This window comes from Mycobacterium paraffinicum, from assembly GCF_025822865.1.
Taxonomy (GTDB): Bacteria; Actinomycetota; Actinomycetes; order Mycobacteriales; family Mycobacteriaceae; genus Mycobacterium; species Mycobacterium paraffinicum.
In genome coordinates this window covers 374,333-388,063 of the sequence record NZ_JACKUR010000010.1, presented here as the reverse complement: position 1 = coordinate 388,063, position 13,731 = coordinate 374,333, and the positions used below count along the sequence as shown (strand labels likewise).

Sequence of the window (13,731 nt, the reverse complement as noted above, 5' to 3'; positions counted from 1 at the left end):
GCCGGGGCCATGCGTGCATCTGTAGGGCGCCGTCGGGTGATCAAACCACCAATGCCCGGTCGCGTTCAGGCTCGATAAACTGCGCTGGGCGAGGGCACGGCGGCTGAGGCCGAGTCGCTGTGCTATCTGAATTCCTGCAACTGCTCGGACTGCTCTGAGCGCTGCTCGTAAACACCTCAGCGGCAATGGCTTTCAGGCGGGCGATTGCAGCACCCCGGGTCGGTCCAATGACGCAGCGATCCCCGGCCAACGTGGCCGATGATCGCGACGGTGCCCGCCAGTACACTCAAGTGCTCACCATGACAACAGCTCGCGTGCCCAAGTTGCCGCTCGACGAAGCCACGGCCGCCGCCGACGAAGCGGCCGTGCCGAACTACATGGCCGAACTGAGCATCTTCCAGGTGCTGCTCAACCACCCGCCGCTGGCACGCGCCATCAACGACCTGCTCGCCACCATGCTCTGGCACGGTGCGCTCGATCCGCGGTTGCGCGAGCTGGTGATCATGCGGATCGGCTGGCTCACCGGATGCGACTACGAATGGACACAGCACTGGCGTGTCGCCTCGAGGCTGGGCGTGGCCCCCGACGACCTGCTCGGCGTGCGCGACTGGGAGGCACACGACGGGTTCGGACCCACCGAGCGTGCTGTGCTGGCCGCCACCGACGACGTGGTCCGCGACGGCGCGGTGAGCGCCGCGAGTTGGGCGGCCTGTGAGCGTGAATTGCAAGGCGACACAACGGTTCTCATCGAGCTCGTCACCGCGATCGGCGCGTGGCGGATGGTCGCGTCGCTCCTGCACAGCCTCCAGGTCCCGCTCGAGGAGGGCGTGGCGAGCTGGCCGCCGGACGGCCGGTCGCCCGCGGACACCGTTATCGATTGACATATCGATCGATAGCTCTTTAGCGTCGGGCAATGCGTACCAGAGTCGCCGAAATGCTCGGCGTCGAGTTCCCAATCTGCGCCTTCAGCCACTGCCGCGATGTGGTGGCCGCGGTGACCAATGCGGGCGGGTTCGGGGTCCTCGGCGCGGTGGCGCACAGCCCCCAGCGGCTGCAGAACGAACTGACCTGGATCGAGGAGCAGACGGGGGGCAAGCCCTTCGGGGTCGACCTGCTGCTGCCGCCCAAGTACGTCGGCGCGGACGAAGGCGGCATCGACGCCAAACAGGCGCGCGCGCTGCTGCCCGAGGAGCACCGCGCGTTCGTCGACGACATCCTCGCCCGCTACGGAATCACGGCGCCGGCCCAGGAGGCGCGCGCCTCCGCCGGCGGCCTCAACATCTCGCCCAAGGGCTACGAGCCGCTGCTCGAGGTGGCGTTCGCCCACGACATCCGGCTGATCGCCAGCGCGCTCGGCCCGCCCCCGGCGGACCTCGTCGAGCGCGCCCACGACCGCGACGTGCTGGTGGCCGCGCTGGCCGGCACCACGCGCCACGCGCAACGGCACGCGGCCGCGGGGGTTGACCTGATCGTCGCGCAGGGCACCGAGGCCGGGGGACACACCGGCGAGGTCGCCACCATGGTCCTGGTTCCCGAGGTCGTCGATGCCGTGTCGCCGGTCCCCGTTCTCGCCGCCGGCGGCATCGCCCGCGGCCGCCAGATCGCGGCGGCGCTGGCCCTCGGCGCCGAAGGTGTGTGGTGCGGGTCGGTGTGGCTGACGACCGAAGAGGCCGAGACGCCGCCGGTGGTCAAGGACAAGTTCCTGGCCGCCACCTCCTCGGACACGGTGCGCTCGCGGTCGATGACGGGCAAGCCGGCACGGATGCTGCGGACGGCCTGGACCGAGGAATGGGAGCGCCCGGAAAAGCCCGACCCGCTCGGCATGCCGTTGCAGACCGCGCTGGTCACCGAACCGCAGGTGCGCATCAACTCCGCGGCCGCGCACCCCGGCGCCAAGGCGCGCGAGCTGGCCACCTACTTCGTCGGGCAGGTGGTCGGGTCGCTCGACCGGGTTCGCCCCACCCGCACGGTGGTGCTCGACATGGTCGAGGAGTTCATCGACACCATCGGGCGGCTCGAGGGCCTCGTCGAGAAGTGACAGGGCTTTCCCCGCAAGGGTTTTGACACCCTTTCCGGCCGGGGCCGGCAAACAAAAGATGAACAATCGGTGCCGACCGGCCGCGCCATACCCGCAGGTGAAAGGCTCGAACCTGGCTGAATCCTGTGGAGCCGCCCCGGAAAATCGTAAAGATCGCAAAACGTGGCCCCGAGGAGTTTGACCCGGTCGGACCCGTCGTGCATTATCGGTCGGGTAAGCACCTCGTTAGGTGAGGCGTCTACACGAATACAGGCCACTGACCCCGAACGTCGAAAGACGCCCCGGGTCAGGACAGCTCCTCCCGGCTTAAGGGTTGAGCCCAGGTGGCTTCCGGAATACCGGACACGTCGTGTGGTGCCGAAGCTCTGACGAGAGGGGTGCGGATCTCCGACGATCGTCGGGTTTTCGCTCCTCATGCTGCGTGCAATTCGCGTGCGGACAACCGCACGCGTTCGTGACCGCGAGGAGGTGAGGGACACATGAGTTCCAGCGACAGTCCGGACCGAAGTCCGAGCGTCTCGTCCCGATCCGGTCTCCGGCACGACGTTCTCAGCTGAGCGTCGCAACGCTAAGTGGCTTATCGGCCAAGCGTTCTGGGATCGGAACCGCGACGGGACTTCGACGCGTCAGTCCAGTTAGTCCCCGTTAGAAATCCCCTCCAGGAGGCGACCATGACCGCAGCTCTCTACGACGAAGTGGTAACCCAAGCGCCCGCCCGCACGCTGACGGTGGTGCGCGACACCGACGCAACTCAGGCCCCGGCCAAGAAGGCCACCCGCCAGGTCAACAAGCAGCCCGTTCTCGCCGGCGACCCACTGGTGGAGGGCGCCACCCGCCTGTTGAGCGTCCCCCTGCGGCACGTCTACGCGGCCCTGTGGCGCGTCGGTGTGCTCGAGGTGCAGGCCTGATCCGATGAACAGCGACCAACCGACACCCCAAGGGGCTACCCGGCCGCAGGTGTTTCCTGAGGCCAGGTAGCCCCTTGGGGTGCTCCGCCTGAGTAGAATCGACCCACTGGCGTTGATCCGGCATCACCGGGGAGCCTTCGGAAGAACAGCCGGCTTCTTCTCCTCTGGCCGGCTCAGTAGAACCGAACGGGTGGGCCCGTCACAGCCTTCAACGAGCGGCCACGCGGCAAGCGCGGCAAGCGGGGTGGTACCGCGGCGCTCGCGCAGGCAGCGCGTCGTCGTCCCCAACAGGCGCTACCAGTGCCCAACGGCGCTGAGGCACAGGAGACGACGCACCACGTGACCGAGAACGCTGACGTCAAGGCCTATCCGAAACCGGCCGGCGGCGCGCCCGACTTCCCGACCCTCGAACTCGAGGTCCTCGACTACTGGGCCCGCGACGACACCTTCCGGGCCAGCATCGCCCACCGCGAGGGCGCCCCGGAATACGTCTTCTACGACGGCCCGCCCTTCGCCAACGGGCTGCCGCACTATGGGCACCTGCTCACCGGTTACGTGAAGGACATCGTTCCGCGGTACCGCACCATGCGCGGGTACAAGGTGGAGCGTCGTTTCGGCTGGGACACCCACGGGTTGCCCGCCGAACTCGAGGTCGAGCGCCAGCTCGGCATCAATGACAAATCGCAGATCGACGACATGGGGATCGCCGCGTTCAACGACGCGTGCCGGGAATCGGTGTTGCGCTACACCGACGAGTGGCAGGCCTATGTCACCCGCCAGGCCCGCTGGGTCGACTTCGACAACGACTACAAGACGCTCGACCTGTCCTACATGGAGTCGGTGATCTGGGCGTTCAAACAACTGTGGGACAAGGGCCTGGCCTACGAGGGCTACCGCGTCCTGCCGTACTGCTGGCGCGACGAAACCCCGCTGTCCAACCACGAATTGCGCATGGACGACGACGTCTACCAGAGCCGCCAAGACCCGGCGCTCACCGTGGGTTTCAAGGTGGCCGGCGGTGCGCTGGACGGCGCGCACCTGCTGGTGTGGACGACGACGCCCTGGACCCTGCCGTCGAACCTGGCGGTCGCGGTCAACCCCGAGGTCAGCTACGTCGAGGTCCGGGCCGGCGATCGGCGCTTCGTGCTGGCCGAGCCGAGGCTGGCCGCCTACGCCCGCGAGCTCGGCGAAGAACCCGAGATTCTGAGCACCCGCTCCGGGGCCGAGCTGCTCGGCACGCGCTATGTGCCGCCATTCCCTTATTTCATGGACAGCCCCAAGGCTTTTCAGGTGCTGCCCGGGGAGTTCGTCACCACCGAGGACGGCACCGGCATCGTCCACATGGCCCCGGCCTACGGCGAGGACGACATGGCGACCACCGACGAGGTCGGCATCGTGCCCGTCACCCCGGTCGATTCCAAGGGCCGCTTCGACGCCACGGTGCCGGATTACCAGGGCCAGCACGTCTTTGATGCCAACCCGCACATCATCCGCGACCTGAAGAACGGCACCGGCCCGGCGGCGGCCAACGGCGCGGTGCTGCTGCGCCACGAGACCTACGAGCACCCCTACCCGCACTGCTGGCGGTGCCGCAATCCGCTGATCTACCGGGCCGTCTCGTCCTGGTTCGTCACCGTCACGGCCTTCCGCGACCGGATGGTCGAACTCAACCAGCAGATCACCTGGTACCCCGAACACGTCAAGGACGGCCAGTTCGGCAAGTGGCTGCAGGGCGCCCGCGACTGGTCGATCTCCCGAAATCGATACTGGGGCAGCCCCATTCCGGTGTGGAAATCCGACGACCCGGCCTACCCCCGCATCGACGTCTACGGCAGCCTCGACGAGCTGGAGCGCGACTTCGGGGTGCGGCCCACCAACCTGCACCGGCCCTACATCGACGAGCTGACTCGCCCCAATCCCGACGACCCGACCGGCCGCAGCACCATGCGGCGCATCCCCGACGTGCTCGACGTGTGGTTCGACTCGGGCTCCATGCCGTATGCCCAGGTGCACTACCCGTTCGAGAACCGCGACTGGTTCGACACCCACTACCCGGGCGACTTCATCGTCGAATACATCGGCCAGACCCGCGGCTGGTTCTACACGCTGCATGTGCTGGCCACCGCGCTCTTCGACCGGCCATCATTCAAAACCTGTGTCGCGCATGGGATTGTGCTGGGCTCTGACGGGCAGAAGATGAGCAAGTCGCTGCGCAACTACCCGGACGTGTCCGAGGTGTTCGACCGCGACGGCTCCGACGCCATGCGGTGGTTCCTGATGGCCTCGCCGATCCTGCGCGGGGGCAACCTAATCGTCACCGAGCAGGGCATCCGCGAGGGTGTGCGCCAGGTCCTGCTGCCGTTGTGGAACGCCTACAGCTTCCTGGCCCTCTACGCGCCCAAAGTCGGCAGTTGGCGCGCCGATTCGCGGCAGGTCCTGGACCGTTACATCCTGGCCAAGCTCGCCGAACTGCGCGACAACCTCACCCGGGAAATGGACACCTGCGACATCTCCCGGGCCTGCGAGCAGCTGCGCCAGTTCACCGAGGCGTTGACGAATTGGTATGTGCGGCGGTCACGTTCACGATTCTGGGAGGAGGACGCCGACGCCATCGACACCCTGCACACCGTGCTCGAAGTGACGGCCCGGCTGGCCGCGCCGCTGCTTCCGTCGGTCACCGAGATCATCTGGCGCGGTCTCACCGGCGGGCGCTCGGTGCACCTGACCGACTGGCCGGAAGAAGGTGTGGTGCCCGCGGACCCCGACCTGGTCGCCGCGATGGATCAGGTCCGCGAGGTGTGTTCGGCGGCGTCGTCCCTGCGCAAGGCGAAGAAGCTACGGGTGCGCCTGCCGCTACCGAAACTGACTGTGGCGGTGGATGATCCGCAGCGGCTGGCGCCTTTCGCCGACCTGATCGCCGATGAACTCAACGTCAAGAGTGTCGAGTTGACCGACGCCATCGACACCTACGGCCGGTTCGAGCTCACCGTCAACGCCCGGGTAGCCGGGCCGCGGCTGGGCAAGGATGTGCAGGCCGCCATCAAGGCGGTGAAAGCGGGGGAGGGCGTCGTCAACCCCGACGGCACGCTGACGGCGGGCCCCGCGGTGCTGCAACCCGAGGAGTACAGCTCGCGGCTGGTCGCCGCAGACCCCGAGTTCACCGCGGCGCTGCCCGACGGGGCGGGGCTGGTGGTGCTGGACGGCACCGTCACCCCCGAGCTGGAGGCCGAGGGTTGGGCCAAGGACCGCATCCGCGAGCTGCAGGAGCTGCGCAAGTCGACCGGGCTGGACGTGTCCGACCGAATCTCCGTGGTGATGTCGGTGCCGGCCGAGCGGGCGGACTGGGCGCGCACGCACCGTGAGCTGATCGCCGGTGAGATCCTGGCCACCAGCTTCGAATTCGGCGAGCCGGCCGGCGGCGCCGAGATCGGTGACGGCGTGCGGGTGAGCATCGCCAAGGTGTAGCGGCTCAGAACCACGGTCGTGGTTGGTGAAAAAAGTTCCGAAAAAAGTGTCCGACACATCCGGCCTGGCTGCTCGTACCTGTGACGGCGGCCCATCGGGGGTCGCGACACAGTTAAGGAACACGCCATGAGCACCATCGAAGACTTCCGGTCGACGACGTTCGCCGCCCTCCCGTACGAAGATCTGACCGTCGCCGAGGCGTGGGCGTCGAGCCCGTTGGGCGACCCTACGATCGAGGACGAATCCCTCGTCCAACCCGTCGAGTCTGACGATTCTCCGGCCACGACCGTGATCGCGAAGCCGCGCTCGAGGGGGACGAATGCCCTGCTCGCCGGGGCCGTGGTCGCGGCGCTCGGAGCGGTCGCCGGGCTCGGCCTGCTGCTCGTCGAGGGGTCGGGGTCCAAGGAGCACAAGCCCGCCGTCGTGGTTCCGAATTCCAGCGTCGGCTCGGTGAACCCGCAGCCCCCCAGCGCGGTTGCGCCGCCGCCCGTGGCGCCGGCCCCGCCGCCGGCGGCCACCCCTCCCGACGCCGCTCAGGTCTCGCCCGGGCCCGTCAGCCGTGGGGATGCACCCGTCGTGATCGCGCCCGCACCGGCGCCGGCGGCCCCGGCCGCACCCCCTGCCCCGGCCGACCCGCCGCCCCCTCCGAATGTGACCGTCAACGTCCCGCCGGTGATAGTGCCCGTGCCCGTTCCGGTGCCGGTGCCGCCCCAGCACGGTGGCAGTCAGCAGGGCGGCGGCCAGCCCGCGCCGAGCGGTGGCAGCGGCCACGGGCCGATCCAGTGTTTCGCCTGCCACCCGCCGCAGCCGGTCCACCCGCAGCCGATTCACCCGCAGCCGATTCAGCCGCAGCCGATCCGCCTGCAGCCGCTGCAGCATCCCTGATTCAGGAGCGCAGCGCGCGGTGGGCGTGCGGCCAGAACGGCATGCCCGCCACCACGGTCGCGCCGGTGGCGATGAGCCCGACCGCGACGTCCACGCTTTGCCGGCCATCGCGCGCCCAGTACACGTCCTTGAGGTCCAAGAGCAGGGCTAGTTCGTCGACGATCATGGCGTTCGCGGCGCCGTACGCGACGGCCGCCGCCGGATGCCGGCGTTGCCTGTCGGTCCCGCGCAGGCCCACGCCACCCACCGTGGCCAGCATCCCGATGCCGATGTTGTAGTGGTGAAAGTGTCTGCCGCCCATCGACATACCACCACCTGACGGCCCATGGCCGGCGCGGATCCAGTGGGTGAGTGCCCGCAGTCCGGCGAACGTGAGGGTGAACGACGTCCAGGCCAGCACCGTGGCCTGCTCGCCGGGCTGCAGCCGCTCGTCCCATTGATGGCGCAGGCGCTCCCACCGAGACCTCGGTGCGTGGGTGCCGTCGGCCTCCATACCCAACGACGCTAGACCAATAGCATTTCGAAGTGTGGAGTCCCGTTGGGTGCTGCACCTGGACATGGATGCGTTCTTCGCCTCGGTCGAACAACTCACCCGGCCGACCCTGCGCGGACGGCCGGTGCTGGTGGGCGGCCTGGGCGGACGGGGCGTGGTGGCCGGGGCGAGCTACGAAGCCCGCGTGTACGGCGCGCGCTCCGCCATGCCGATGCACCAGGCCCGCCGCCTGATCGGCGTGACCGCGGTGGTGCTGCCGCCGCGCGGCGTGGTGTACGGGGTGGCCAGCAGGCGGGTCTTCGACACCGTGCGCAGCGTGGTGCCGGTCGTCGAGCAGCTGTCGTTCGACGAGGGCTTCGGCGAACCGCCCCACCTCGCGGGCGCGTCCGCGGAGGACGTCGAGGCGTTCTGCGAGGACCTGCGCCGACGGGTTCGCGACGAGACCGGCCTGATCGCTTCGGTCGGCGCCGGCTCGGGCAAGCAGATCGCCAAGATCGCGTCGGGCCTGGCGAAGCCCGACGGCATTCGGGTGGTCCGGCGCAACGAGGAGCGGTCGCTGCTCGGCGGGTTGCCGGTGCGGCGGTGGTGGGGCATCGGTCCGGTCGCCGAGGAGAAGCTGAATCGACTCGGCATCGACACGATCGGCCAGCTGGCCGCGCTGACCGACGCCGAGGCCGCCAACATCCTGGGCGCGACGATCGGGCCGGCGCTGCACCGCCTGGCGCTCGGCATCGACGACCGGCCGGTCGCCGAGCGCGCCGAGGCCAAGCAGATCAGCTCCGAGTCCACCTTCGCCGTCGACCTGACCAGCCTCGAGCAGCTGCGTGAGGCGATCGACCCGATCGCCGAGCACGCGCATCAACGGCTGCTGCGCGACGGGCGCGGCGCCCGCACGGTCACGGTGAAGCTGAAGAAATCCGACATGAGCACGCTGACCCGCTCGGCGACGTTGCCCTACGCGACGACCGAGCCCGGCGCGCTCGTCGCGGTGGCCCGGCGGCTGCTGCTCGACCCCCGGGAAATCGGGCCGATTCGCCTACTGGGCGTGGGCTTTTCGGGATTGAGCGATGTGCGCCAGGAGTCGCTGTTCCCCGACCTGGACCTGGCGGGGGAGACCTCGGAGGGACAACCCGTAGAGACCGCGGCCGAGGCGATGTTCGCACCGGTGGCCGAAGCGGGCTCGCAGTGGCGGGTGGGCGACGACGTATCGCACCGCGAACTCGGGCACGGCTGGGTGCAGGGAGCGGGCCACGGCGTGGTCACAGCGCGTTTCGAAACCCGCGCCTCGGGGCCGGGCCCGGCGCGGACGTTCCCCGCCGACACCGCCGAGCTGAGCAAGGCCAACCCGGTGGATTCCCTGGACTGGCCGGACTACCTGGGCGCGCTGCAGGCCCTGGAGGCGAATGCGCCGTCAGCCCCAGCGGGCGATGACGTCGCCGACCGGTAGCCGCGCGGCAAGCGCGGCCATCATCAGCACCCGGGCCTGCGGCGGCCGCAGCCGGGGCACCATCACCGCGCCGGCGGCCGCCATCTCGTGTCCGGGCCCGTAGCTGGCGCCGACCCGGCCGCCCGGGACGCGGGTGGACACCGCCACGGCGACCCCGGCCCGGCAATGGCGGGCCACCGCCTCGACCACCGCGTCGCCGGCGTTGCCCGAACCCAGCGCCTCGAGCACCAGGCCCCGCGCCCCGGCGGCCACGCACGCATCCAGGGCCACCCCGTCGCTGCCCAGGTAGGCGGCGACGATGTCCACCCGCGGCGCGTCCGCCGCGCTGAGCTCGCCGAGCTGGGGCCGCGTCTTGGTGCCGCCCAGCGTGACGCCGCCGTTCACCGTGCCGATCAGCTCACCGGCGAAGCCGCTCAGGTCGTTGGTCGCCACCTTGGTCAGGCCCAACGGCTGCAGCACCCGGCCGGCGAAACACAGCAGCACGCCCAGGCCCCGGGCGGCGGGGTGACCCGCCACGGCCAGAGCGGCGCGCAGGTTGGCCGGCCCGTCGGCGTCGGGCGCGTCGGCGCTGCGCATCGCCCCGGTGAGGACCACCGGGACGTCGCCCGCGTGGGTGAGCTCGAGCCACAGCGCGCTCTCCTCCATGGTGTCGGTGCCGTGTGTGACCACCACACCGTCGGCGCCGCCGTCGATCGCCGCCCGCACGGCGCCGCCGATCCGGTCCCAATCGGCCGGCACCAGCTGAGAGCTGTCCAACGCCAGCACGTCCACGACGTCGACGTCGAGACCGGCCGCCAGGTCGGCCGCGCCGTACGAGGGGCGGTGCACGCCGTCCGCGCCGGTGCCGGTCGATATCGTGCCTCCGGTGGCGATGACGGTGAGCCGGCCCATGATGAGATCATCGCGCACGCCGACCGCGAACATCGGCCAGCCCGCGTCCGCATTGGGGGATGATGTGAGAGTGCCCGAGGAACCCACCGGATCCACTGAGCCCGTGACCTCGACCGACGAGGCCGAGGACGCCGCCGCGACCGACCCGAAGCGGCCGCCGAGGCGGCTGCGCCTGCTGCTGTCGGTCGCGGCGATCGTCTTGGCCCTGGACATCGTCACCAAAGTGATCGCGGTCAAGCTGCTGCCCCCCGGCCAGCCGGTGCCCATCATCGGCGACACGGTGACCTGGACGTTGGTGCGCAATTCCGGCGCCGCGTTCTCGATGGCGACGGGATACACCTGGGTGCTGACGCTGATCGCCACCGGCGTGGTGGTCGGGATCTTCTGGATGGGACGCCGGCTGGTGTCGCCGTGGTGGGCGGTCGGGCTGGGGATGATCCTGGGCGGCGCCATGGGCAACCTGGTGGATCGTTTCTTCCGGGCGCCCGGGCCGCTGCGCGGCCATGTCGTGGACTTCCTGTCGGTCGGCTGGTGGCCGGTGTTCAACGTCGCCGACCCCTCGGTGGTGGGCGGCGCCATCCTGCTGGTGGTGCTGTCGATCTTCGGGTACGACTTCGACACCGTGGGCAGGCGCAGGCCGACCAGCGCCAATGACTGACCGCTCCATGCCCGTGCCCGAGGGGCTGGCGGGCATGCGGGTGGATGCGGGTCTGGCGCGCCTGCTGGGGCTGTCCCGTAGCGCCGCGGCCGCCCTGGCCGAAGACGGCGGGGTGGAACTGGACGGTGTGCAGGCCGGCAAATCCGACCGGCTGACGGGCGGTGCGTGGCTGCAGGTGCGCCTGCCCGAAGCCCCGGCGCCGGTGGAGAACACGCCCGTCGACATCGAGGGCATGACGATCCTGTATTCCGACGACGACATCGTCGCGGTCGACAAACCGGCGGCGGTGGCCGCGCATGCGTCGGTCGGGTGGACGGGGCCCACGGTGCTCGGCGGGCTGGCCGCCGCCGGCTACCGGATCACCACGTCCGGCGTACCCGAGCGGCAGGGCATCGTGCATCGCCTCGACGTCGGAACCTCCGGGGTGATGGTGGTGGCGCTGTCGGAGCGCGCCTACACGGTGCTCAAGCGGGCGTTCAAACAGCGCACGGTCGACAAGCGTTATCACGCGCTGGTGCAGGGGCATCCGGACCCGTCGAGCGGGACGATCGACGCGCCGATCGGTCGGCACCGCGGCGGCGAGTGGAAGTTCGCCGTCACCAAGGACGGCCGGCACAGCCTCACCCATTACGACACCATCGAAGCCTTTCACGCGGCCAGCCTGCTCGACGTGCACCTGGAAACCGGCCGCACGCACCAGATCCGGGTGCACTTCTCCGCGCTGCACCACCCCTGCTGCGGCGACCTGGTCTACGGGGCCGATCCGAAACTCGCGAAAAGGCTTGGGCTGGAACGGCAATGGCTGCACGCCCGGTCGCTCTCGTTCGCTCATCCGGCCGACGGCAGGCGGATGGAGATCGTCAGCCCCTACCCGGCCGATCTGCAGCACGCGCTGGACGTGCTGCGCGCCGAGGGCTGATCAGTCTGATGGTCGTGACCCGCTGCGCCCGGCTTCGCCGCGCTTGCGATCACTCAGCCGGGCTTGCGCGCCTCGACGAGCAGCCGCGTGGAGTGCGCGACGAAGGGCCCGTCGGCCTCGATGCGCTCGTGCAGTTCACGCAGCCGCTCCCGGTAGGCGCCGACCGTGAAGTCCGGCACCGTCCAGATCACCTTGCGCAGGAAGTAGATAACGGCGCCGATGTCGAAGAACTCGGCCCGCATCCGTTCCATCCGCATGTCGACGACGTCCATGCCGGCGGCCCGGGCCTCGGCGTCCTGGACGTCGGGGTGTAACTCGGCCCATTTCTCCGGCTGCGGCCCGATGAAGTATTCGACGAGTTCGGCCATCGTCGCCGGCCCGATCTGCTGGGCGAAGTAGGTGCCGCCCGGCCGCAGCACCCGGGCGATCTCGGGCCACCGCACGGCGATGGGGTGGCGGCTGGTCACCAAGTCGAAAGCCGCGTCGGCGAACGGCAACCGCGGCTCGCCCCCGGTCACCACGACCACCACGCCGCGGGGATGCAGGCGTTGGGTGGCCAGGGCCGCGTTGGGCGGCCACGACTCCGTCGCGGCCATCGTGGGCGGAAACCTCTCGGCACCGGCGAGCACTTCGCCGCCCCCGGTGTCGATGTCGCACGCGGCCGACACGCTCCCCAGCCGTTGGCTCATCTGACGCTGGTAACCCCACGACGGGCGTTCTTCGGTGGCGCGCCCGTCCAGCCAGGAGAAGTCCCAGCCGTCGACGGGGGCCGCGTCCGCCTCCGCGACGAGGTCGTCGAATGTGCGTCCCATGCCGAGCATGCTAGGCAGCGCTCACGGCGCGCGGCAGACGAATTTGGTGCCGTTCAACTCGAGCTTGACCTCGCCCTGGTGCTCCCAATACTCCGAGCCCTGCCGGCCGTATCGGGCGCCGCTGCCGGACGGCTCGAGGAAGATGATCTCCTGGTTGCCCTTCCAGTTGAGCACCGCCGCGGGCGGGTCGAATTCGTTGTAGAACTGCGCGGTCAACGGCCCGGCATCGGCGGGGCACTGGTAGGTGACCACGGGCGGGCTCAGGGTCCCGGGGTCCGCGATGGCCAACTGGACCAGCCGGGTCTGATACGCCTCGACCAGGCAGGTGCGCGCCTCGGGGTTCTGCGAGCAACCGTCGCGTGTGGTCGCCCAGCCGTTCTGCGCGGACGTCAGCGCGCCCTGGTCCGCGCCGGGCCGGGCGAGGGCCTGTTGGTAGGCGGCCTGCAGACGGTGGTCGAGGTCGGTCAGCTGCGGATCGGCGCACACCTGCTGCTGGGCCGCGTTGGCGGGTTTGGCGCAGTCGAGCGCCGCCGCGGTCGGCGGGGCAGTGGTGGTGGTGATCGTTCCAGTGGTGGTGCCGGCCGACGGCGGCGTCGTGTGCGCACCGCAAGCGCCCAGCATCAGGACCGCAACGATGACGGCGAGCAGTCGCATACCTGCTGACTACCGGTTGCGGGCCGCACCCCGGGCGCGACACGCCGAGATCGCCGGCAATCTCGGCGGAGCGGTCAGACGGTGGCCTTGTTGCCGTCCGTCGCGATCTCGGGAGCCAGCGGCGCGACGGCGCCGATGATCTCGGTCACCGTTTCGGGTGGGACCCCGGCCGCGGCGAGCGCGTCGGACAGATGCCCGGCCACCAGGTTGAAGTGGTGCATCGTGATGCCGCGACCCTGGTGCACTTGCTTCATCGGGGCCCCGGTGTAGGGCTCGGGCCCGCCGAGGGCGGCGGCGAAGAACTCGACCTGCTTGCCCTTGAGGCGGTTCATGTTGGCTCCGGTGAAGAAGCCGGAAAGTTGGTCATCGGCAAGCACACGGACGTAGAAGTCCTCGACCACGACTTCGATCGCCTCGTGCCCGCCGATTCGGTCGTAGACGATCGGCTGTGGTTTGCGGAAGCGTGCCAGAATTTTCATAAGTCCGATTGGAACATTTCGGCGTTGCCCACCAGTTAGTTCGCGATCACGCGCGGATGTCTTTGCGTAACAAGCGGATTGC

The 13,731-nt window shown here is 69.7% G+C and carries 13 protein-coding genes and 1 riboswitch; of the genes, 8 read left to right on the top strand and 5 right to left on the bottom strand.

From position 1 onward, the window contains the following. Positions 1-299: 299 nt before the first annotated feature. From H7J89_RS01855 to H7J89_RS01835, 5 genes are all read left to right on the top strand, one after another. Positions 300-881 carry a carboxymuconolactone decarboxylase family protein gene (locus tag H7J89_RS01855; RefSeq protein WP_264035887.1) on the top strand — a complete coding sequence of 194 codons (582 nt, stop codon included), beginning with the start codon at positions 300-302 and terminating at the stop codon, positions 879-881. A 32-nt stretch (positions 882-913) separates the two neighbouring features. Further along, positions 914-2,038, top strand: a complete 1,125-nt coding sequence (locus H7J89_RS01850) for an NAD(P)H-dependent flavin oxidoreductase (protein WP_264035885.1) — start codon at positions 914-916, stop codon at positions 2,036-2,038. Positions 2,039-2,252: 214 nt separating this feature from the next. Then, positions 2,253-2,422: riboswitch (M-box (ykoK) riboswitch) on the top strand. 287 nt (positions 2,423-2,709) lie between these two features. Beyond that, entirely contained in the window at positions 2,710-2,946 is a 237-nt protein-coding gene (locus H7J89_RS01845; RefSeq protein WP_264035882.1) for an Rv1535 family protein, read from the top strand. A 339-nt stretch (positions 2,947-3,285) separates the two neighbouring features. Beyond that, on the top strand, positions 3,286-6,411 hold the full coding sequence (gene ileS, locus H7J89_RS01840; protein ID WP_264035881.1) for an isoleucine--tRNA ligase: 3,126 nt from the start codon (positions 3,286-3,288) through the stop codon (positions 6,409-6,411). A gap of 126 nt (positions 6,412-6,537) precedes the next feature. Further along, the gene (locus tag H7J89_RS01835) at positions 6,538-7,296 is read left to right on the top strand and encodes a hypothetical protein (protein ID WP_264035878.1); all 759 of its coding nucleotides are present in this window, start codon (positions 6,538-6,540) and stop codon (positions 7,294-7,296) included. A gap of 1 nt (position 7,297) precedes the next feature. Here H7J89_RS01835 and H7J89_RS01830 read toward each other — a convergent pair whose 3' ends face one another. After that, complete coding sequence (locus H7J89_RS01830) at positions 7,298-7,789, bottom strand: hypothetical protein (RefSeq protein WP_264035876.1); 492 nt, start codon at positions 7,787-7,789, stop codon at positions 7,298-7,300. 34 nt (positions 7,790-7,823) lie between these two features. Here H7J89_RS01830 and H7J89_RS01825 point away from each other — a divergent pair, with 34 nt between their 5' ends. Beyond that, complete coding sequence (locus tag H7J89_RS01825) at positions 7,824-9,236, top strand: DNA polymerase IV (protein ID WP_443677608.1); 1,413 nt, start codon at positions 7,824-7,826, stop codon at positions 9,234-9,236. On the opposite strand, the gene H7J89_RS01820 is transcribed toward H7J89_RS01825, so the two are convergent. After that, positions 9,201-10,127, bottom strand: coding sequence for an asparaginase (locus H7J89_RS01820; protein ID WP_264035968.1), 927 nt, complete (start codon positions 10,125-10,127; stop codon positions 9,201-9,203). The two genes, H7J89_RS01825 and H7J89_RS01820, sit on opposite strands and share 36 nt — an antisense overlap. 70 nt (positions 10,128-10,197) lie before the next feature. On the opposite strand from H7J89_RS01820, the gene lspA reads away from it, so the two are divergent. Next, complete coding sequence (gene lspA, locus H7J89_RS01815) at positions 10,198-10,785, top strand: signal peptidase II (RefSeq protein ID WP_264035874.1); 588 nt, start codon at positions 10,198-10,200, stop codon at positions 10,783-10,785. Next, the gene (locus H7J89_RS01810; RefSeq protein ID WP_264035872.1) at positions 10,778-11,704 is read left to right on the top strand and encodes an RluA family pseudouridine synthase; all 927 of its coding nucleotides are present in this window, start codon (positions 10,778-10,780) and stop codon (positions 11,702-11,704) included. The genes lspA and H7J89_RS01810 overlap by 8 nt, the downstream gene beginning before the upstream one ends. A 53-nt stretch (positions 11,705-11,757) precedes the next feature. Here H7J89_RS01810 and H7J89_RS01805 read toward each other — a convergent pair whose 3' ends face one another. From H7J89_RS01805 to H7J89_RS01795, 3 genes are all read right to left on the bottom strand, one after another. Further along, positions 11,758-12,516, bottom strand: a complete 759-nt coding sequence (locus H7J89_RS01805; RefSeq protein ID WP_264035869.1) for a class I SAM-dependent methyltransferase — start codon at positions 12,514-12,516, stop codon at positions 11,758-11,760. 21 nt (positions 12,517-12,537) lie between these two features. Further along, positions 12,538-13,170 (bottom strand): lysozyme inhibitor LprI family protein, encoded by a 633-nt coding sequence (locus tag H7J89_RS01800; RefSeq protein WP_264035867.1) that lies wholly within the window; start codon positions 13,168-13,170, stop codon positions 12,538-12,540. 74 nt (positions 13,171-13,244) lie between these two features. Beyond that, positions 13,245-13,649 carry a group I truncated hemoglobin gene (locus H7J89_RS01795; RefSeq protein WP_264035866.1) on the bottom strand — a complete coding sequence of 135 codons (405 nt, stop codon included), beginning with the start codon at positions 13,647-13,649 and terminating at the stop codon, positions 13,245-13,247. Between the last annotated feature and the right edge of the window lie 82 nt (positions 13,650-13,731).